This is a genomic window from Wenzhouxiangella marina (genome assembly GCF_001187785.1).
GTDB lineage: Bacteria > Pseudomonadota > Gammaproteobacteria > Xanthomonadales > Wenzhouxiangellaceae > Wenzhouxiangella > Wenzhouxiangella marina.
In genome coordinates this window covers 1,073,536-1,093,414 of record NZ_CP012154.1, presented here as the reverse complement: position 1 = coordinate 1,093,414, position 19,879 = coordinate 1,073,536, and the positions used below count along the sequence as shown (strand labels likewise).

General features: G+C 66.2%; 17 protein-coding genes. 7 read left to right on the top strand and 10 right to left on the bottom strand.

The annotated features are described in order from the left end of the window. Positions 1–136: 136 nt before the first annotated feature. Entirely contained in the window at positions 137–2,593 is a 2,457-nt protein-coding gene (locus WM2015_RS04670) for a serine/threonine-protein kinase (protein ID WP_049724953.1), read from the top strand. A 79-nt stretch (positions 2,594–2,672) separates the two neighbouring features. Next, positions 2,673–3,485, top strand: a complete 813-nt coding sequence (gene blaOXA, locus WM2015_RS04665) for a class D beta-lactamase (RefSeq protein ID WP_156200870.1) — start codon at positions 2,673–2,675, stop codon at positions 3,483–3,485. Positions 3,486–3,505: 20 nt separating this feature from the next. On the opposite strand, the gene WM2015_RS04660 is transcribed toward blaOXA, so the two are convergent. Further along, on the bottom strand, positions 3,506–4,915 hold the full coding sequence (locus WM2015_RS04660; protein ID WP_156200868.1) for a hypothetical protein: 1,410 nt from the start codon (positions 4,913–4,915) through the stop codon (positions 3,506–3,508). A gap of 140 nt (positions 4,916–5,055) precedes the next feature. On the opposite strand from WM2015_RS04660, the gene yjgA reads away from it, so the two are divergent. Further along, on the top strand, positions 5,056–5,625 hold the full coding sequence (gene yjgA / locus WM2015_RS04655; protein ID WP_082169446.1) for a ribosome biogenesis factor YjgA: 570 nt from the start codon (positions 5,056–5,058) through the stop codon (positions 5,623–5,625). Here the strand turns inward: yjgA and WM2015_RS04650 are convergent. Both WM2015_RS04650 and WM2015_RS16205 read right to left on the bottom strand, forming a co-directional pair. After that, positions 5,602–6,114 carry a DUF6702 family protein gene (locus WM2015_RS04650; protein WP_049724951.1) on the bottom strand — a complete coding sequence of 171 codons (513 nt, stop codon included), beginning with the start codon at positions 6,112–6,114 and terminating at the stop codon, positions 5,602–5,604. The two genes, yjgA and WM2015_RS04650, sit on opposite strands and share 24 nt — an antisense overlap. Continuing rightward, positions 6,111–8,570: a M1 family metallopeptidase gene (locus WM2015_RS16205; protein WP_082169444.1), complete on the bottom strand. Its 2,460-nt coding sequence runs from the start codon at positions 8,568–8,570 to the stop codon at positions 6,111–6,113. The genes WM2015_RS04650 and WM2015_RS16205 overlap by 4 nt, the downstream gene beginning before the upstream one ends. Before the next feature lie 123 nt (positions 8,571–8,693). Here WM2015_RS16205 and WM2015_RS04640 point away from each other — a divergent pair, with 123 nt between their 5' ends. Further along, positions 8,694–10,514: an SLC13 family permease gene (locus WM2015_RS04640; protein ID WP_049724950.1), complete on the top strand. Its 1,821-nt coding sequence runs from the start codon at positions 8,694–8,696 to the stop codon at positions 10,512–10,514. A 251-nt stretch (positions 10,515–10,765) separates the two neighbouring features. Here the strand turns inward: WM2015_RS04640 and WM2015_RS16025 are convergent, their stop codons facing one another. The 3 genes from WM2015_RS16025 to WM2015_RS04625 all read right to left on the bottom strand — a co-directional run bounded on the left by WM2015_RS16025 (position 10,766) and on the right by WM2015_RS04625 (position 14,578). Beyond that, complete coding sequence (locus tag WM2015_RS16025; RefSeq protein ID WP_049724949.1) at positions 10,766–11,020, bottom strand: TonB-dependent receptor; 255 nt, start codon at positions 11,018–11,020, stop codon at positions 10,766–10,768. Between the two features lie 101 nt (positions 11,021–11,121). Beyond that, positions 11,122–13,167 (bottom strand): TonB-dependent receptor, encoded by a 2,046-nt coding sequence (locus tag WM2015_RS04630; RefSeq protein WP_049724948.1) that lies wholly within the window; start codon positions 13,165–13,167, stop codon positions 11,122–11,124. Between the two features lie 103 nt (positions 13,168–13,270). Next, positions 13,271–14,578, bottom strand: coding sequence for an MFS transporter (locus tag WM2015_RS04625; RefSeq protein WP_049724947.1), 1,308 nt, complete (start codon positions 14,576–14,578; stop codon positions 13,271–13,273). A gap of 103 nt (positions 14,579–14,681) precedes the next feature. Here WM2015_RS04625 and WM2015_RS04620 point away from each other — a divergent pair, with 103 nt between their 5' ends. From WM2015_RS04620 to WM2015_RS04610, 3 genes are read left to right on the top strand one after another with little or no spacing between them, the layout of a single operon-like run. Then, the gene (locus WM2015_RS04620; RefSeq protein ID WP_049724946.1) at positions 14,682–15,152 is read left to right on the top strand and encodes a YiiD C-terminal domain-containing protein; all 471 of its coding nucleotides are present in this window, start codon (positions 14,682–14,684) and stop codon (positions 15,150–15,152) included. Continuing rightward, a complete protein-coding gene (locus WM2015_RS04615) occupies positions 15,149–15,574 on the top strand; it encodes a hypothetical protein (protein ID WP_049724945.1) in 426 nt (141 codons plus the stop codon). The genes WM2015_RS04620 and WM2015_RS04615 overlap by 4 nt, the downstream gene beginning before the upstream one ends. 42 nt (positions 15,575–15,616) lie before the next feature. Beyond that, positions 15,617–16,258 (top strand): ParA family protein, encoded by a 642-nt coding sequence (locus WM2015_RS04610; protein WP_049724944.1) that lies wholly within the window; start codon positions 15,617–15,619, stop codon positions 16,256–16,258. Between the two features lie 52 nt (positions 16,259–16,310). Here the strand turns inward: WM2015_RS04610 and panC are convergent, their stop codons facing one another. Genes panC through pcnB form a run of 4 tightly spaced genes read right to left on the bottom strand, consistent with a single transcriptional unit; the run spans position 16,311 to position 19,835 of the window. After that, positions 16,311–17,156: a pantoate--beta-alanine ligase gene (panC, locus tag WM2015_RS04605; protein ID WP_049726976.1), complete on the bottom strand. Its 846-nt coding sequence runs from the start codon at positions 17,154–17,156 to the stop codon at positions 16,311–16,313. 14 nt (positions 17,157–17,170) lie between these two features. After that, on the bottom strand, positions 17,171–17,977 hold the full coding sequence (gene panB / locus WM2015_RS04600; protein WP_049724943.1) for a 3-methyl-2-oxobutanoate hydroxymethyltransferase: 807 nt from the start codon (positions 17,975–17,977) through the stop codon (positions 17,171–17,173). Positions 17,978–18,018: 41 nt separating this feature from the next. Beyond that, positions 18,019–18,534 carry a 2-amino-4-hydroxy-6-hydroxymethyldihydropteridine diphosphokinase gene (folK, locus tag WM2015_RS04595; RefSeq protein WP_049724942.1) on the bottom strand — a complete coding sequence of 172 codons (516 nt, stop codon included), beginning with the start codon at positions 18,532–18,534 and terminating at the stop codon, positions 18,019–18,021. Further along, on the bottom strand, positions 18,531–19,835 hold the full coding sequence (gene pcnB / locus WM2015_RS04590; RefSeq protein ID WP_049724941.1) for a polynucleotide adenylyltransferase PcnB: 1,305 nt from the start codon (positions 19,833–19,835) through the stop codon (positions 18,531–18,533). The genes folK and pcnB overlap by 4 nt, the downstream gene beginning before the upstream one ends. Positions 19,836–19,879: the final 44 nt, after the last annotated feature.

Genomic DNA, 19,879 nt, shown 5'->3' with positions numbered 1-19,879 from the left:
GACTGGCGCGATGAATTGCGTCTATCCCGTAGAGAAGGCCATTTCGAACCCACATGCAGCCATGGTGGACTTGGAAGGACTTCATCGACCACCATGGCCCCATCGACCCTTCGCGCCCCGGACGCCGACCGATCCCATGACCTCATCGGAGCACTTCCAGCAACTCGAAGCCCTGTTCCACGAGCTCGAAGCCGCAACACCGGAAGCAAGGGCTGAGCGTCTTGCGCAGATCCAGGCCGAGAATCCGGCCCTGCACGATGAACTGCTCGGTCTGCTCGAAGCCCCGAACACCCTGCTTCGAGACGAGCAGGCCCTGGACCGCATGGCCAGCGAAGGCGGCCTGGCGGCCGCGCTGGACCGGCAGCAGGACCCGGAACGGATCGGTCCCTATTGCCTGGGTGCCAAGCTGGGGGAAGGCGGCATGGGCCGGGTCTATCTCGCCGAACAGCGTGAGCCGGTGCGGCGCCAGGTGGCCCTCAAACTGCTCCGCCACGGTTTCGACAGCGACGAAGCCCGAGCACGATTCCGCGCCGAGCGCCAGGCCCTGGCCATCCTCGAGCACCCGAACATCGCCCGCGTCCTCGACGCGGGCAGCACGGACGATGGCCGGCCCTGGTTCGCGATGGAGTACATCGACGGCCAGCCGATCACCCGCTGGGCCACGGAACAGGGCCTCGACCTGAAGGCCCGCATACGCCTGCTGCTGCCGGTCTGTGACGCGATCCAGCACGCCCACCGCAAGGGCCTGATCCATCGCGATCTCAAGCCCTCCAACCTGCTCGTGGTCGACACGCCGGAAGGCCCTCAGGTCAAGGTGATCGACTTCGGCATCGCGCGCCAGCTCGACCTCGGCGAGGACGAGCGCAGCCAGGTCACTCGCCTGGGCGAACTCGTCGGCACGCCCGAGTACATGAGCCCCGAACAGGCCAGCCTGGGCGAGATCGACATCGACACTCGCTCCGATGTCTACGCCTTGGGCCTGGTGCTTTACGAATTGCTGGTCGGCGAGCTACCGCATACGGGCGCCGAGCTTCGCAAGCTCGGCATCGAGGCGATGTGCCGGACCATTCGCGAGGCCGACACGCCCCGCCCCAGCCGGGTCCGCTCGGCGACCCTGGATGAAGGGACGCTGAACTGGCGCTCGCGCCTGAAGGGCGATCTGGACTCGGTGCTGCTCAAGGCCCTGGCCAAGGATCGTGAGCGCCGCTACGGCAGCGCCAGCGAACTGGCCGACGACCTGCGGCGTTACCTGGACGACGAGCCGGTGCTGGCCCAGCCACCCTCCCTGCGCTACCGGGCGGGCAAGTTCATCCGCCGCCACCGCTGGCCGGTGTCGGCCGCCGCCCTGGTCGCCCTGGCCCTGATCGCCGGCACGATCATCGCCAGCCACGGCCTGATCCAGGCACGCCTTGCCCTGGCCGAGTCCGAAGCCAGCCTGGCCGAGGCCGAGCTCTACGGCAAGATCACCAATGCCTATGCCGATGCCCTGCAGCGCCTGTTCGGGCAGAGCGAAGACGTCCAGGCGACCACCGAGGCCCTGCTGGCCCAGCTCGAGGAACGAACCGCGGACTGGCAGAACGACCCCGAGAATGCCTCCCTGGCCTCCTTCGCCATCGGACGGCATTTCATTTCGCGCAACGACTACCAGAGCGCAAAAGCGGCCTTCGAGCCCTGGCTGCAGGAAGGTTATGGCGAGGACCTTCTCAAGAGCTTCGGCTGGCAGCTGCTGGGCTTCTCCTACCGCTACACGGGCGAGGCCGAGCTGGCCCTGCAGGCCTTTCGTCAGGCCGCCGCCCTGTCCCCGCCCAATCGGGCAAACCGTCCGGGCACGTCCAGCCGACTGGTGCAGATCGCCCTGCTGTCCGGCGAGGCCGAGGACTACGAGATTGCCAGGACGGCGCTTCGGAACCTGCTCGCCAGCGAGGAACTTGAAGCCGAAGGCCGGATCGGTGTGCTGAACTCCAGCTTCCAGCTCGAAGCCGACGCCGGCAATGCCGAGGCGGCCTACGCGGCGATGCGCGAAGCCGTCGACATCATCGACGCCTACCCGGCACTGCCCCTGGCCGGCCGCGACACCAACCGGATCAACCTCGCCCGCCTGGAACTCTTCCAGCGCCAGGACTTCGACGCGGTTCAGTCCCAGCTCGACGCCCTCCGAAGCGGCGAACACGCCGTCAAGGGCGAGAGCCGTGAAAGCGCACGCGTGCTGGAAATCGAAGGCGTCCTGCGCCGCTTTCAGGGCCGCTCGGACGAAGCCGTCGCCGCGCTGGAAGCCGCCCTGCCGCTCTACGAGCGTTATGCAGGCGCGTCGAGCAGTGACACCCTGCGCGCCTGGATGGAGCTGCTCGTCACCCGCCTCGAGCGCGGAGAAATGGAACTGGCGCGCCAAGCCCTGGAACCGATTGCAAGCCACGCTCGCGGCCCGGAAGAGCGCGCCCTGCTGCTCGCCTCCGCGTATCTGGCCTTGGCCGAAGGCCGCCGGGGCGACGCTGAAACAACTCTGGCCAACGAACGCCTGGGCGAGGAAGCCCGCCGCCGCTTCGCCTACCTTCGCCATCACGTCGAGTTCCTCGAGCAGCAGCTGGCAGACTGAACCCCGAAGCAGAAACAGTGAACGCATTGCCGAGCAGGGACTCTAGAAATCAGAGCCCCCTCCATCCAGTCGACTCACCATGACCAAGCCGACCTTCCTGTTACTGGGCGCCGCCCTCCTCAGCCTGCTCGACCAGACCGCGATCGCCGATGAGCCATGGCAAGCCCGCGCCGACTGGGCCGATCTGTTCAACTCCCGAGGCGTGGAAGGCACGCTCGTCGTGCACGATCTGCGCTCGGATGAGCGCTGGGCCCACAACCCGGACCGCGCCGCCACGCGCTTCGGGCCCGCCTCCACCTTCAAGATCCCGCACATGCTCTTTGCCCTCGATGCGGGCCTGGTCAACGACGAGTTCGATCATTTCGAATGGGACGGCGTCGAACGGGTGATCTCGGCCTGGAACCAGGACCAGACGCCGCGCTCCTCGATGCGCAACTCGGCGGTCTGGGTCTACCAGGACTTCGCCCGCGCCCTCGGCGAAGACCGCGAGCGCGACTATCTGGAGAGAATCGACTACGGCAACGCCGACCCAGGCGGCGGCATCGATCGTTTCTGGCTCGACGGCGAGCTGGCCATTTCGCCGATCGAGCAGATCGACTTCCTCGAGCGCCTGTACCGCAACGAGCTGCCCTTCTCCGAGGCCCACCAGCGCCTGGTCAAGGACTTCATCATCACCGCCGCCGGCCGCCACTGGATCCTGCGCGCCAAGACCGGCTGGCAGGTGCTCGAGGACCGGCAGTACGGCTGGTGGGTCGGCTGGGTCGAATTCCCCGACGGCCCGGTGTTCTTCGCCACCCACATCGACTTGCCCGAAGGCGGGCAGGACGCGCCGAAGCGACAGGCGATCACGCGCGCGGCGCTCGAACTGCTGGGCGCCTGGCCGGACCCCTGAACGGGTCAGATGGACTCAGCCTATTCCTGCGGCTCGATGATCGTCACCTCGTAGCGTGGCGCCTCGGTACCGCGATAGTTGGCAAGGGTTCCTCCCGGCAAACCGCCATTGGTGAACTGCTGGAAACCGACGGCAATCACCGGCTCACCGACATAAGCGCGTCCCCCCGGGGCCACCAGCGGCGTGTCCTGCCCGTCGAAGCGCAGGCGGACGATGCCCTCGTCGAAGGCATTTCCCTCGAATTCGCTCAAGGAGGGAAAGGGCGTCGCATTCAGCTCGACGGGGTGTCCGAGAATCGGAGAGATGGGTTCGCCTCCGAAGACCTCACGGGACATGGACAGTACGTGCAGGGCCGCATCGAGCTCGAGCAGAAACTCGTCGCTATCGAAGGGCGTTTCGTCGGTGCCCGGCGGACTTCCCGGAATGCAGCCGACCTGCGGTGGACAATAGACATAGCGATCGCCCCCACGGGTATGGAAACTGACCCAGGGTGAGGAACCGATCGAAAAGCCCTCGACCGAGTCCTGGTAGCGATCCAGCGGGCGGTGCAACAGCCAGTCGAAGTCTGCCCCGAGTCCCGGCGCCACACTGTAGTCGGAGATCACGGCACTGGTCACCAGGGCGGCGGCCACGGCTTCCACCGGCCGCGACCACTCATCGACGCGACAATGTCCACCTTCACAGACGGCGCTTCGGACGCCGCCCCCCGGCGCATCGGAATCGACCGCTTGGCTCAGATCGGGTGTCAGCACCTCAGGCAGGGTGTGCTGCACGACATCGCTGAAGCCGCCCAGGGCGGTCGCTTCGATCGTGTTCATGCCGCCCAGGGCCACGTTGATCAGGTTGTTGTTGGCGCTCAGGCTACCGGCCGGCGGCAGCAGACCTTCTGCTGCATCGACGGACCAGGCTCCGTCACTCCAGCGCTGGGCCAGGGCCTCGCAGTCGATCCACCTTCCTTCGGGTGCGAGGGGCGAATCCAGGGCAATACTGGCCATTTCGATGATCTCCATCGAGCCCCGCGTCGCGCCCAGAGAAAACTCGCGCACATTCGCGCTGTATTCGGTCTCCTCGTTCAAGACCAATGGCAGCAGACATGCGTTCGCTTGCAGGGGATGAACCATCCGTGGATTCATTTCATCGGTGGCGGCACCGGTCCAGATCGATCGCGCGTTCAGGTAGAGATTCGCCGAGCGAGCCACTCCACCTTGCTCGTCCAGCCACAGCAGCTTGATCGCGCTGGCGCGCTCGCTGTCGTTGCGGATCGAGAGCAGGCTGTCGTTCCCGCCCGCTGCGGTCCAGTAGGGCAGGATCAGGGCATCACCGATGCCGGTCGCGGATCGGTGCACCTGGGCGGACAGGTTGGTGCTGCCCAGCAAGGCGACCGCGAGCAGAAGCCCCAGGAACGTTCCCGCACATCGTGTTTCTGACATCGTTGCCGTAAATTGCCAAAGCCAGAAATCATGATAACTCGGGGAATCTTAAGAAAGCGTTCAACGCAGAACGGCATCTCATCAACGGAGCGGCGCGGGACTCCGCTAGAATCAGGTCCAACTGAAACCGGAGCCGATGCATGGCACGCCGTTCACGAATGAAGATCCGACGGGCTCCGGAGCCGAACGAGGGCCATGGCGGCGAATCGTCACCGGATCTCGGCCCCAGCAAGAGCGAGCTGAAGCGCCAGTCCCTGGCGTTGCAGAAGCTGGGGGTGGCGGTCAGCGAGCTGCCACCGTCGCGGCGCAAGGCCATCGACATGCCCGAAGACCTGCGCGAGGCGATCGAGGCCTATGCGCGCATCACCGCCCATGGCGCCAGGAAGCGCCAGATGCAATATCTCGGAAAACTGATCCGCGGCATCGACCCGACCCCGCTGAAGGAGGCTGTCGAGGCCTTCGCCGCCGGTCGCGCGGTCGAATCGGCCCGCCTGCACGAAGTCGAACGCTGGCGCGATCGCTTGATCCACGAGGACGATGCCCTGACCGAATGGCTGGACAGTTACCCGGGCTCGGACGTGCAGCATCTGCGCTCGCTCATCCGCCAGGCGCGCAAGGATCACGCCGGCCAGGACCCGGAACAACGCCAACCCAAGAGCTTTCGCGACTTGTTCGCCTTCCTTCGATCAATCCTCGAGGCGAGCCGCTGAATCCGTCATCGCGATCGATTGCACGCCGTCGTTGCCGCTGAAGCGAAGGCTCCGGATCGGGCCCCGGCCCTCGATATTGACCAGGTTCGATTGCTCGGCCCAGACATCGCGCAGCACGCGGTGATCGATGCTCAAGTGCCCCACCGAGGCCGGGATCGGGGCCTCCTGATACACCCAGATGTGCCGGCCGTCGATCTCGGCGCCCACGTAGGCCAGCTCGACGAGCTCATCATCGATGGCCAGCTGGAAGCCCTCGCGCACATAGGCGCTGAAGCGCTCCAGGGTGACCGGGTCGCCGATCAGATCGGCCTGGCCGTCGAAGAGCTGGCGGCAGGCGTGCTCGGCGTCGTGCAGCAGCAGGCGATGCATCACTTCGAGGTTCCCGCTGCGTTCGTTGAACAGCACACGGGTCAGGCCGGCCTTCAGTTCATGGGCGCTGGCCGGCAGGGCCAGCAGACCGACCAGGATGATCAGCCAGGCGCGCTTCACTCGCCCTCACCCTCTTCGTCGTCCTCCTCCAGCTCGATCGTGCTGTCGTGCATGAGGTCCCGGCGAACCGGGTCGTCGGCATCCGAGCGACGCTGCTTGTAGGACTCGATACGGGAAGGAATGATCCGGCGCGGATAGTGATTGTTTTCGATGTCCACGTCGGCCGTTTCCCAGCGCGGGTCGACCACGACCTGGACCAGTTCTCGATCGGTCACGATCAGCTTCGAGACCTGCTCCGGGCTGCGCCGCCAGATCTCGGCGGGGATGCGCAGCATCTCGCTCTCACCATCGGCATAGCTCAGCTCGAGAATGATCGGCATGACCAGACCGCCGAGGTTCGAGAAATCGAGCACGTAGTAGTTCTGGTCTTCCTCGACCGCGCGCTCGAGGGCGGCCCGCTCCCAGTCGTCCAGGCCCTCAAGGAAATCCCGATAGGCATTGCGCTCGCGATTGGTGACCGTGAACTGGTCGTTGTCGTCGTAGAAATCGCGGATGTCCGGATTGCGCTCGATCCAGAGATCGCCCTCCTCGCGATTGCGCTCGACGGTCAGGGACAGGGGCTTGTCGGCTTCTTCTTGTCTCAGGCGGTCGAAGTCGATGTCCGGATCCTCCGTGTCCAGGCGCAGGCGATAGACCCGGTCGATGGAGATATCGACGTGGTCGGTCGAATAGAACCAGCCGCGCCAGAACCAGTCCAGGTCCACACCGCTCGCCTCCTCCATCGTGCGAAAGAAATCGGCCGGGGTCGGGCGCTTGTACTGCCAGCGGCGCGAGTACTCGCGGAAGGCGAAGTCGAACAGTTCGCGACCCAGGATCGTCTCGCGCAGGATGTTCAGGGCCACGGCCGGCTTGGTGTAGGCGTTCGGGCCCAGATTCAGGACGCTGTCGGACTGGGTCATGATCGGCACCTGCATCTCCGAGCGCATGTAGTCCACCACGTCCGCCGGCTCCACGCCCCAGGGAATCTCCGGGTCCCATTCACGCCCGGCGACACCGTCGAGAAAGCTGTTCAGACCCTCGTCCATCCAGGTCCACTGGCGCTCGTCGGAGTTGACGATCATCGGGAAGTAGATGTGCCCGATCTCGTGGATCACCACGCCGATCAGGAAGCGCTTCTCGGCCAGGGAATAGGTGCGGCTGCCGTCCTCCTGCAGGGTCGTGCGCGGCCCGTTGAAGGTGATCATCGGGTATTCCATGCCGCCGACCGGGCCGTTGACCGAGATGGCGACGGGATAGGGGTAGTCGAAGGAGAAGCGCGAGTAGACCTCCATCGTGTGGATGACCGACTCGGTGGAGTACTTCTGCCACAGCTCACCGCCTTCCTTGGGGTAGTAGGACATGGCCATGACCAGGGGCTGGACCTCGCCGCCCTGGTGGTAGCCGCGCGCGTCCCAGATGAACTTGCGCGAACTGGCCCAGGCGAAGTCGCGGACGTTCTCGGCCCGGAAACGCCAGGTGCGCATTGCATCGCTGCCTTCGCGCTCGTTCTCCAGGGCTTCCTCCTCGGTGACGATGAACACCGGGCGCTCGGCCGAACGCGCCTGTTCGAGGCGCTCGCGCTGGGTCGCAGTCAGCACGTCATCCGGGTTCTGCAGCTCGCCGGTCGAGGCCACGATGTGGTCCGCCGGAACGGTCATTTCGACGTCGTAGTTGCCGAACTCCAGGGTGAACTCGCCACGGCCCAGGAAGGGCTTGTTGGTCCAGGCTTCGTAGTCCGTGTAGGCGTGCAGGCGCGGAAACCACTGGGCGAACAGGAAGATGTCGTTGCCGCCCTCGCGGGCGTCGTCCGGGAAATGCTCGTAGCCGGCGCGGGCCCAGACGGCGTCTTCCTCGGGAATGTTGAAGGCGAAGTCCATCGAGAAGGCGATGTCCTCGCCCGGACGCAGCGGCTCGTTCAGGTCGATGCGCAGGTTGGTACCGACGACCACGTGCTCGAGCGGCCGCCCGAGTTCGTCGATCAGGTTGTCGAGCTGGTAGCCCAGTTCCGTGTCGGCCATGAACTGCCGGCGCCGAAGCTCACCCAGGCTGATCTGAGCCGGCGCGTCGCCGGAGGCCGAGCGCGTCCCCGGCCCCCGCCGACCGACGCCGCCGAAAGTAGTGGTCAGTTCGGCGATGGAGTCGGACCGGAAGCGGTTCTGATCGAGCTGCAGCCAGAGGTAGCGCAGCGTGTCGGGGGAATTGTTCCGATAGTTGATCAGCTGCGTGGCCTCGAGGCGGCGAGCGTCTTCATCGAGCTCGACGCTGATGACGTAGTCGACCTGCTGCTGCCAGTACTGCGGCCCCGGTTCGCCGGCGGCGTTGCGGTAGACGTTGGGCGTGGGCAGGACTTCGTCGAGCTGGCGGAAATGGTCCTCCCAGTCGATCTTGGTCTGGCGGATCGCCGCCTCGGCCGCGCCACCGATCAGCAGCAGGGAAAACAGGACGAAGACGGGTTTGCTTGGATTCAGCGAGCGCACTGGAACTCCGGTATATGAGCAGGAACGCATGAAGCATACCTGATTCGGCGGCAGGACTCGCGTGACGAAAGTCAGGCCTGGTGTAAGCTGCCGGCTCGCGACCTCGCCGGAACCGGCCTCACCATGACCATCGAAATCGCCATCGTCTTTGTCGTCATCGCGGCAGCGCTGTACCTGTTCGCGAGCGAGAAGCTGCCGCTGGACATCACCGCCTTCCTGATCCTGATCACGATGATGGTGATCCCCCTCCTTGGCCATTCGCAGTGGCTGCTGGACCGGGGCGTGGATCTGCAGTCGGCCTTTCCCACGGTCAGCGAAGGCCTGAGCGGCCTGTCGAGCACGGCCACGGTGACGGTGCTGGCGATGTTCATCCTGTCCGCGGGCATCCAGCGATCGGGCCTGATCCACGTCCTGGGCAAGCGCCTGTTCCCTCTTGTCGGCAACTCCGAGCTCCGGATGATGCTGATCATCGCCCTGCTGGTCGGCTTCATCTCCGGTTTCATCAACAACACGGCCGCTGTCGCCGTCGCCATCCCGCTCGTGCTGAGCATGGCACGACGCCTGAAGATGCAGGCCTCGCGCCTGCTGATTCCCGTCAGCTTCTTCGGCATGCTCGGCGGCACCCTGACCCTGATCGGGACTTCGACCAACATCCTGGCCTCTGCCATCCTGAAGGACCGCCCCGAATTCGGCCGCGAGATCGGCATGTTCGAGTTCACCCACTTAGGCTTGATCGTGCTCGGCGTCGGCCTGGTCTATTTCATGACCGTCGGGCGGACCCTGCTGCCGAAGAAGGACCGGATCCGCCTGCAGCACGAAGACGAGGAGACCTTCATCGTCGAACTGGGCGTGCCCGAAGGCAGCCCCCTGATCGACAAGAGCCTGGAAGAGACGGGCTTCGTCGAGCGCAGCCAGATCGAACTGCTGAAGCTGCAGCGGGACCAGTCCAGCCACATCAAGCGCGCGGCGAGCCTGAACATCCGCGCCGGCGATGTCATCCAGGTCCGTGCCACGGTGCGCCAGGTCATGGACCTGCTGAAATCCGACGAAGTCGACGTGATCTCGGACATGGAACGACCGCGGCAGGCACGCGCCGACGGCCAGCTGGTGCGAGTCCTGCTGCGCAATCGGCAGCGCTTCAGCGGCCAGCTCGCCTCTGAAGCGAGTTTCTGGAACCGTTACCAGGCCCGCCTGATCGGTCTGGAAACTGAGCAACTCAAGACCCGTCGCCTGGGAAGCGAGACCCTGCACGTCGGCGAGATCGCCCTGCTGCAGATTTCCAAGTCGGCGCTGACCAAGCTCCGCCGTCACCCGGACCTGGTGCTCCTCGATGAGCACCTCGACCAGTACGACCGCAAGCGCATGTGGATGGCCGGCGGCATCGTCACGGCCGTCGTGCTCGGCGCGGCCCTGACGCCGCTGCCGATCGTGGTCACCGCCCTGATCGGCATCGTCGCCATGGTGCTGAGCCGCTGCATCGAAAAGGACGACCTCTACTCGGGCGTGTCCTGGGACGTGATCTTCCTGCTCGCCGGAGTGATTCCCTTGGGCATCGCCATGACCAAGTCCGGTGCCGCGGCCTGGCTGGGCGGGCTGCTGGGTCATTTCGCCTCGGACTGGCATCCGATCTTCGTGCTGATGGCCCTCTACGCCGTCACCACTCTGCTCACGGAAATGGTCAGCAACAACGCCTCGGTGGTGATCCTGGTCCCCGTCGCCATCGCCCTGGGCGATGTGCTCGGCATCGACGTCCTGCCGATGGTGCTGGCCGTCATGTTCGCCGCCTCGACCAGCTTCCTGTCACCGATCGGCTACCAGACCAACACCATGATCTATGGCACGGGCCTGTATCGATTCACGGACTTCGCGAAGGTCGGTGCGCCGTTGAACGCGATCCTGATGGTGGTGACGAGCCTGGGGCTGTATTGGCTGTGGGTGGTTTGAGCCCGGGATTGTTGTGGAATTGACGGAGATGTCATAGACATGGACCGTCGGCCGCGTGGGGCCGACCTACGCCACCCCACCACTCAGGCACTCGCGATTCCGATCGAATGCAACCGTAGGTCGGGCCCACGTGCCCGACGGTCCATGCATCCGCAATCTCCACCAATCCGACTGCGCAATATCACAAGCATCACGAAAAACCCGACGCACGGATAACGAAGGCATCGCCGGCCACTCGACGATCAACACCACTACGGAATGGCATACCCCAGGCTGACGAACACCGTCCGCCCTGCCCCCGGAAAATAGCGGTAGTTGCCGAAAGCGTAGTCCGCGCGCTCGGCGTAGCGTTCTCCGGTGAGGTTTCTGAGTCGCAGATCCAGCCGCCATCGAGCATCGAGGTCATAGCTGGCCGAGGCGTGCCACAGGGTGTGGCCCTCATAGCGACGACTGTTCGCGGCATCCAGGAAATACCGCCCGGTCGACTCCACCGCCAGTCCATGCATCCGCAATCTCCACCAATCCGACTGCGCAATATCGCAAGCATCACGAAAAACCCGCTGCACGGATAACGAAGGCATCGCCGGCCACTCGACGATCAACACCACTACGGAATGGCATACCCCAGGCTGACGAACACCGTCCGCCCTGCCCCCGGAAAATAGCGGTAGTTGCCGAAAGCGTAGTCCGCGCGCTCGGCGTAGCGTTCTCCGGTGAGGTTTCTGAGTCGCAGATCCAGCCGCCATCGAGCATCGAGGTCATAGCTGGCCGAGGCGTGCCACAGGGTGTGGCCCTCATAGCGACGACTGTTCGCGGCATCCAGAAAATACCGCCCGGTCGACTCCGCCGCCAGCTGGGCCTTCAATCGATCGGACGGCGCCCAGTTCAGGTCCGCACTCCAGAGGCGATCGGGGGCCGATGGAATGCGCCGGCCCGATTCGATCACTTCCCCGCCGAGATCGCGATCGAAGCGATAGCTGTGCCGGGCCCAGATCCCCCGCGCGCCAAGGCTCAGGGACTCGCTCAGGGTCCAGCGAAGGTCGAACTCCACACCCAGATGCCGCGTGCGACCGTCGCTGACGTTGAAGCCTTCGGCGTCGCGGAAGATGAAGTTCTCCTTGCGCTGCGCGAAGGCCACCAGTTCCCAGAGCAGGCGATCGCCACCGCGCAGGCCCAGCTCGAAGGCATCGAGCTGCTCCGAATCCAGGTCCGCCACGGTCTGACCGCTTTGCAGGCGATAGAGCTCCGTGGCCTGGGGCGCGCGCACGCCGCGAGCCAGTCGCAACCAGGCGAGACCCGAGTCCAGTTGCCGACTCAGGGTGAATTCGGGTGCGAGGTCGACGAAGCGGTCCCGGCGATCGTCCGGGCGCGTGTACAGACAGCCTCCGAAGCCGCAGGGCTCGCCCTGATCAGTGAGGTTGCCGGGTGCCAGGCGATTGTCGTAGTCATAGGCCAGCCAGTCCCCGCTCAGGCCGGCGCGCCAGCGCCAGCGGGCATCCAGCTCGCCGGACAGGGCCAGATAGGCACCCAGACGCCGGCCGTCGACGCCATAGTCGTAGTGCTGACCCACCGGACGGGTCGCCACCAGAAAGGGCGAACCCTCGGCCGGTGCGAACTGTTCCTGGGACAGCACGCCGTTGAACCACTCCACGTCCAGGCCCCAATCGAGGCTCAGACCCGTGTCCCCGAAGCCCTCGATCGTGCGATCGAACTGCGCGCCGATCGAGACCTGGCCGTTGCGCTCCAGCGGTTTGCCGGGGAGAAAATGCTGCAGGAAGGTCATCCGCGAGCGCCGCGCGAACACGGTCAAGCGGCTTTCCTTCAGGCCGTCGGACCACTCGGCCCGGCTGCTGATGCGGGCCGCCGTGGCTCGGCGATAGGCTTCGGGATTGAGATTCTGGCGACGCAGGATCGGATCGCGATAGGCCTCGAAGCCGAAGATGAATCCCGCCGTGTCCTGATCGAGCCGGGCCAGGTGCAGGCGTGTGGTCCACTGCCCCCAGGTCGTCGGCGCCTGATGGGCCAGAGCGAGGAACTGGTGCTCGTAGGCCTCGTCGACGCGAAAGCTGCCGGCGTCCGTGGCCACCGCATCCAGACCGATGGCCCCGTCGCCGGCCGAGCCGGTCAGGGACAGGCTCGCGCGTCGATAGCCGTGCGAGCCCGCTTCCAGGGCAAGGTCGAGGGCGGGCGCGCCAGCCAGGGACCGGGAGCGAATGTCGATGACCCCGTGCAGACCGCCCGAGGCATGGCCGAGCCCGCCAGGGCCGCGCAGCACGCGAACCGCGTCGGCCTGCAGCAGGTCGACCTCGAACAGGTTGTTGACGTTGCAGAAGCCCGGCGGACGGATCGGCACCCCATCCTCGAGGATCAGCAAGGCCCCGCAGCCCCCGGCACCCGACAGCAGCGGCGAACGCACGGCGCTCAGGTGCTCCTGACCCGAGCCTCTCGTGATCCAGGTGCCGGGCAGACGCGCGAACAGCTCGGCCGGATGGGTCGGGCGAATCGTTTCGATCGCCACACGATCGAGCGTCGCCGTGGCCTGGGGCGAGCCCGGGTCGATGTCCCGCCCGCTGACGTCCAGGGTGGGCAACTCGGCGCGTTCGGGGGAGGCCGTGTTGAGAACGGCAATCAGGACAATCAGGCTCGAATGCATGGCGTCGGTCGATGGCAAAACGCCGCAGCATAACGCCGCGGCGCGTTGACGGGATCAAGGAACGTCAGAATCAGTCACCGGCGCAGGGAGCGCAGCGCTCCCGTTACCCGATCTCCGCCTGGCGCCGGCGCAGTCGGGCCAGCAGGACGAAGGTGATCGCCGCGCCCAGGGTCAGGCTGAAGGGAAACAGCAGCACCCAGCGCCCGAGACCCGGCCCCAGGCTTTCCAGCCATTGGTAGACGAGCACGCCGACGAGCGGGGCGATCAGGCCACGAATGCCGGTCAGGGTGACGTGGATGCCCATGTAGAGCGTCGACTGCTGGTCCGAGGCGAAGTCGTTGTGGCCCAGGTTCCAGCCCAGCTTGCCGCCGGCAAAGGCGGCACCGAGGGACACGGCGCCGGCCCAGAACAGCCAGGCCTGATCCAGCACCGTGGCGATGGCGAACAAGCCGATGGCGAGCACGAAGCTCCAGGCCTGGCGGGCTCGGTAGTCGAGGATGTGCGCCGCATCGAGGCGCCGGGCCCAGACCGGCGTGAACACCGCCACGCCGATCAGCGGCAGGGACGTAGTGATCAGCATCTGCTCGACCTTGGCGAAGCCGAACTGGTCGTTGAGGATGATGACCAGCAAGGCGATGACCATCAGGTTGCCCGAGCCGAAGGCGAACATCGTCAGCATGTAGCGACGGAACCAGAGATCGCTCTTCAGAATGCCCAGGGCCGCGCGCAGCTGCCCCCCGCGCCGGGTCTTGCGCTCGGCCTGCTCGTCCCGACGCAGGCGGGCGCCCCGGCGGATACGCATTCGCTGATAACGACGCGCCGCGAACAGTCCCAGCACGCCAGCCGCCGGGAACAGCACCCGCCAGGATTCCGGCCACCAGGACATGATGGCGCCGATCGCCGCGGCGGTGACGGCGATGATCATCGAGTAGATCACCGTGATCCGTCCGGTGATCTGGGCCCTGACATGGCGCGGGAAATTGGCCCGCCAGATGGCCGCGCGCAGGGTGATCACCCCGGCCCAGGCCAGGCGGGCCAGGATCATGGCCACCGTCAGCATGACCAATCCCCAGGCGCTGTAGGGGGCCAGGGCCATGACGATCAGGAACACCGCCGTCAGGGTCATCAGGGCCGAGACCCAGGCGGTTCGGTCGCGGCCCTCGGCCAGACCGGACCAGGTCAGGGAGGCCATGTTGGCGAAGGCCGGCGCGCCGGCGACCAGGGCCACGGCCAGATTGACCCAGGCGGTAGGCGCGACGGCCTCGAACTGGGTCTTGACCAGCACGCCGACAACGCCGCCCTCCAGCGCGCCGAGGGCGACGGCCATGGTCGCGTTCGCCCAGATTTCCCTCGGCATCAGGGTCCGGGCGATGAAAGGCAGGGTCTGGCGGGTGGCGGGGGTCAAACGCATGGACGAATTGTACGGTCAGTGACGCGAGCAGCGTGGCAATCCGGGAGGAAGGCACACGCCACGACGCGCATTGGATAGACTCCGCTTCATGACAAGTCCCGACATGCAAGAAGAACGTGCCTGGCTGGAGAACACCCTGACCCGGCAGATCCCCCTGGGCGGCGCCATGCAGCTTCGCATCACCGAGCTGAACGACCGTGGTCTGCGCCTGGCCCTGCCGCTCGCGGCCAACATCAACGACAAGGGCACGGTCTTCGGCGGCGCGATGGTCAGCGCCATGATCCTGGCCGGCTGGTCCCTGCCGCGCCTGTTGTTGCGTCGCGCGGGCAGGAAAGCGGACCTGGTCATCGGTCGCTGCGAGGTTCGCTTCCTGAAACCCGTCGCGGGTCCCTTCGAGGCCGTCTGCCGCTGGCCCGCGGCCGACGAGATCGAGGCCTTCCTCGCGCGTCTGGACGAGCGCGGTCGAAGCAGCATGAACCTGGCGCCGGAAATTCTGGCCGATGGCGAGGTGGCAGCCCGCCTGGAGGCCCGGTATGCTGCCCTTGCCCACGTCGAGGAGACAGAACAAGGATGAACCTCAGGTCCGCAAGACTCGCCGCACTCGGCCTCCTGGCCCTGCTGGCCCTGGCCGCCTGCTCCAGCAACAGCCAGCAGCGCGAGCGGGACGACGCCATCATGCGCTGGGAAAGCACCCTGCGCTGGAGCGAGCAGTACGACGGCCTGCTCGATTTCATTCATCCGGAGTGGCTGGCAGAACACCCGATCAGCACCCTGGACATCGATCGCCTGGGCCAGTTCCGGGTGACGGAGTATCGCGTCCGGCAGGTGATCGCCAGCCCCGATGGTCTGGGCCTGGACCGCCGCGTGCAGCTGCGCCTCTACCACGTCCACACCTCCCGCGAGCGAGTCATCGACCATCGCGAGGTCTGGCGGTATGATGAAGAAAGGGAGCGCTGGCTGTTGCATTCGGGAATTCCGGATCCACGGCGTCACTGAATCCAGCGCTTCGCCCGGACCCCAACTGGAGGCAGGATCAGCATGCGAACGATCGCGGTTGTCAACGCCAAGGGTGGTTGCGGCAAGACCACCATCGCCACCAATCTCGCCTCGGCCCTGGCCTGGGAAGGTCACGCGGTCGCACTCGGCGACATGGACCCCCAGCAGTCGGCCAACGACTGGCTGGACCAGCGCAGCGAGGATTATCCGGTCATCGAGATGGTCAACCGCGACGGTGGGCCCCTGCGCGCCCCGTCCGGCACCGACATCCTGATTCTCGACACGCCGGCGGGCATTCACGGCACCGAGCTCGGCCACGTCCTGCGGCGCGCCGAAACGGTACTGATCCCGGTGCTGCCCTCACCCGTCGACATGCGGGCGGCCTGGCGCTTCCTGAACCAGCTGCTCGAACTCAAGCCGGTCAAGGAACGCCAGACCGTGGTCGGCCTGATCGCCAACCGGGTGCGCCCCCAGACCATCATCTACCGGGAGCTGACCGGCTTCCTGCACGACTTCCGCATCCCGGTCGTCGGCCAGCTGCGCGACACCATGAACTACGTCCGCGCCTTCGAACGCGGCCTGGCCGTCTCCGACCTGCCGCCCTATCAGGCTTGGGCTGACTGGGAGCAGTGGGAGCCGATCCTCGGCTGGATTCGGAGCAGGAAATCCCGGGGAAAGGGCTGACGGACCTCCTCGGCGCGGCGATCTCGCGTTGGGTGGGTCCGGGGGCTGACCGTTAGGCGTCGACAGCCAGGTTGTCGATCAATCGGGCCTTGCCCAGGCGAGCTGCCGCAAGCAGGCGCTGAGGACGCCCGGCTTCGGGAACGCCCAGGGTTTCGGCAGATCGCCATTCCAGATACTGCGGCTCGAAACCGGCGTCACTAAGACGCTCGAAACCCCGGCGCTGGAGCGTCGCCCAGTCGTCGCCTTCGGCCAGGGCTGCCGCGGTCTCGCGAAGCACCGCATGCAGCGCCGGCGCCCGCGCGCGCTCCTCGGCGCTCAGGTATTGATTGCGGGAGCTCATCGCCAGACCATCGACTTCACGAACCGTCGGCAGGCTCTCGATGTCGATGTCCAGCGCGTAGTCCCGCACCAGCTCGCGGATGATCAGGAGCTGCTGGAAGTCCTTCTCGCCGAAGATCGCGGCATCCGGGGCCACCTGCAGGAACAGGCGCAGCACCACGCTGGCAACACCGTCGAAGTGGCCCGGGCGATCCGCGCCGCAGAGGGTGTCGGCCAGGGCCTTCGGTGCCCGCACCATGAAGGACTCGGCCAGTGGATACATGGTCTCGACACTCGGCACCCAGGCCAGGTCCGCGCCAAGCTCGGTCAAGGCAGCCAGGTCCGCCTCGAGGGTGCGCGGGTAGGCCGCGAAGTCCTCGTTCGGGCCGAACTGGGTGGGATTGACGAAGATACTCGTGACGACACGATCGCAGCTCTTGCGGAGGCGGTCGACCAGGGCCAGATGGCCCGCATGCAGATTGCCCATCGTGGGCACGAAGCCCACCCGCTGGCCGTCGGCCTGCCAGGACCGAATCGTACGGCGCAGTTCGGCGAGATCGTGAGTGGGACCGAGTTTCATCGGGCTGAGCTTCATCAATCGTAGGCGTGCTCGGCCGCGGGGAATTCACGCGCCTGCACGGCCGCCACGAAGGCCTCGAAGGCGCTGGCGATCGTGCCCGACTCGGCGAGGAAGTCCTTGACGAACTTCGGCCGTCGACCGGTACCGATGCCCAGCAGATCGTAGCTGACCAGCACCTGACCGTCGACGCCAGCACCCGCACCGATCCCGATCACCGGAATCGCCAGCGACGAGGCGATTTCCCCGGCCAGGGCGCTCGGCACGCATTCGAGCACCAACATCCCGGCACCCGCACGTTCCAGGGCCTGCGCATCCTCGCGCAGCTGTCGTGCCGGTTCGTCCTCCCGGCCCTGCACGCGGTAGCCGCCGAGCTGATGGACATGCTGGGGCGTCAGTCCCAGATGCCCGCAGACCGGGATGCCCTGCCCGACCAGTTCCGCGACGATGGGCACGACCTGCGCACCGCCTTCGAGCTTGACCATCGCCGCACCGGCACGCATGAGGGCGCCTGCGCTGGCCATGGCCGTCGAGCGGTCGTGGTAGCTGAGAAAGGGCAGATCGGCGACCAGCAGCGCCCGCTCGAGCCCGCGGGCCACGGCCGCGGTGTGATAGACCATGTCATCAACCGTCACCGGCAGGGTCGAGGCCTGGCCCTGAATGACGTTGCCCAGCGAGTCACCGACCAGCACGCAGTCCACGCCGGCCCGATCGATGCTGGCCGCGAAGCTCGCATCGTAGGCGGTCAGCATGGTGATCGGCCGACCCTCGCGTTTGCTGGCCGCAAGCGCGGGGACGGTGACGGGTCTTGCGGTCTGGCTCATGATCGCTTCTTGTCCGGGAAAGCTGACTGAATCAAGTGTGGCTAGTGTACTGTCTGATACCGCAGGGCCGGAGCGCTCCGGATCGCCTCTCGCTCCGAAGCAGGCAGCTCGGCGAGCAATGCGCCGACCTTCCCGCGGCCGGGAATCTCGAGCTCGGGCGCCAGATCGTTCAAGGGAATCAGCACGAAGGCGCGCTCGTGCAGGCGCGGGTGCGGCAGGCTCAGTTCCATGGTCGAACGCGCCAGTCCATCGACGAGCAGCAGATCGAGATCGATCAATCGCGGCCCCCAGCGCGGCCCCTCGCGTCGGCGTCCCAGGGCGGATTCGATGCCCAGCAGGCCGCCCAGCAGGCACTCGGGGCTCATGTCGGTCTCGAGCTCGGCCACGGCATTGAGGAAATCGGGCTGATCGGTCACCCCCCAGGCCGGGGTGCGGTAGGCCGGTGAGACGGCCAGCAGTCGCGTCCGGGGCAAGGCAGCGATCGCCTCGAGGGCCTGTTCCAGAAGGTCGGCCGAATCGCCCTGATTGCTGCCCAGCCCGACCCAGGCTCGGCTCATGCCGATGCCGGTGCCTTGCGTTTTCTGGGCCGCCGACGGCGCTTGCGCGGACCACCGACGTTGCGAGTCATGGCCTCACGATCCTCGCCCTCGACCTCCTGGATCTGCGTCCACCAGTCGGCCAGTTCCTTGAGCTCGGGCTCTTCGAGCACGCGCAGGAGGAGAAAATCGTAGGCCGCCCGGAAGCGACGTTCGCTGATCAGGCGCAGGGCGCGATTGCCTCGCCGCTTCTCGAAGCGCGGCTGCATGCACCAGATCTCTTTCGACATGGTCGAGAAGCGACGGTGGATCGCGACTTTCCGCGCCTGCGCGACGATCGCTTCCTCACCGGCTTCGGCCAGCGCTTCGACGGGCGCCACGCCCTTGGCCACCAACTCCTCGGCACGCGGCTTGACCTTGGGCCACAGGAAGGCAGCGAACAGGAAACCCGGGGTCACGGGCAGGCCCTGCTGGACGCGACCGTCCGTGTTCTTCATCGTCTGTTCGACCAGGGCCGGCGGGTTGGCCGGATCCTCGAACAGATCGGGGAACAGCTGCTCCCAGAGGTTCTGACGCACCAGCGCCTGGTAGGTCGGCCAGGCGCGGCCGGCCAGGAACAGCTTGAGAATCTCGTCGAACAGGCGGGCCGGCGGAATATCGGCCAGCAAGGGAGCCATGCTGACCATCGGCCCGGCCGTCTGCGGTTCGATCGACAGGTCGAGCTTGACCTGGAAGCGAACGGCCCGGAGCAAGCGAACCGGATCCTCGCGGTAGCGGGTGACGGGATCACCGATCAGGCGCAGGCGGCGCTCGAGGACGTCTTCGTAGCCACCGACGTGATCCCGGATGGTTTCCGTGCTCGGGTCGTACATCAGGGCATTGATGGTGAAATCGCGCCGACGGGCGTCTTCTTCCTCGCTGCCGTAGACGTTGTCACGCAGTACCCGACCGCTTTTCTCGACCTCGCGGTGTTCGCTGTCGTCCTCTTCCGAACCACCGCGAAAGGTCGCGACTTCGATGATCTCGCGCCCGAAGCGGACGTGCGCCAGGCGGAAGCGCCGGCCGATCAGGCGGGCGTTGCGCATGACCTCCTTGACTTCCTCGGGCGTGGCGCTGGTGGCCACGTCGAAGTCCTTCGGCGACTCGCCGAGCAGCAGATCGCGGACCGAGCCGCCGACGATATAGGCCAGAAATCCGGCCTCCTGAAGGCGCTCCACGACCTTGATCGCGTTACCGCTGATCTGGCGCGGCTCGATGCCGTGCTCGTGGTGTTCGATGATGCGCAGGGTATGGCCTTCGGCCTGGGGTTGCGTGTTGGTCAAATTCGTTGGGACAGCTGGTGGCGGGTGAACGGGCCAGGGCCCGG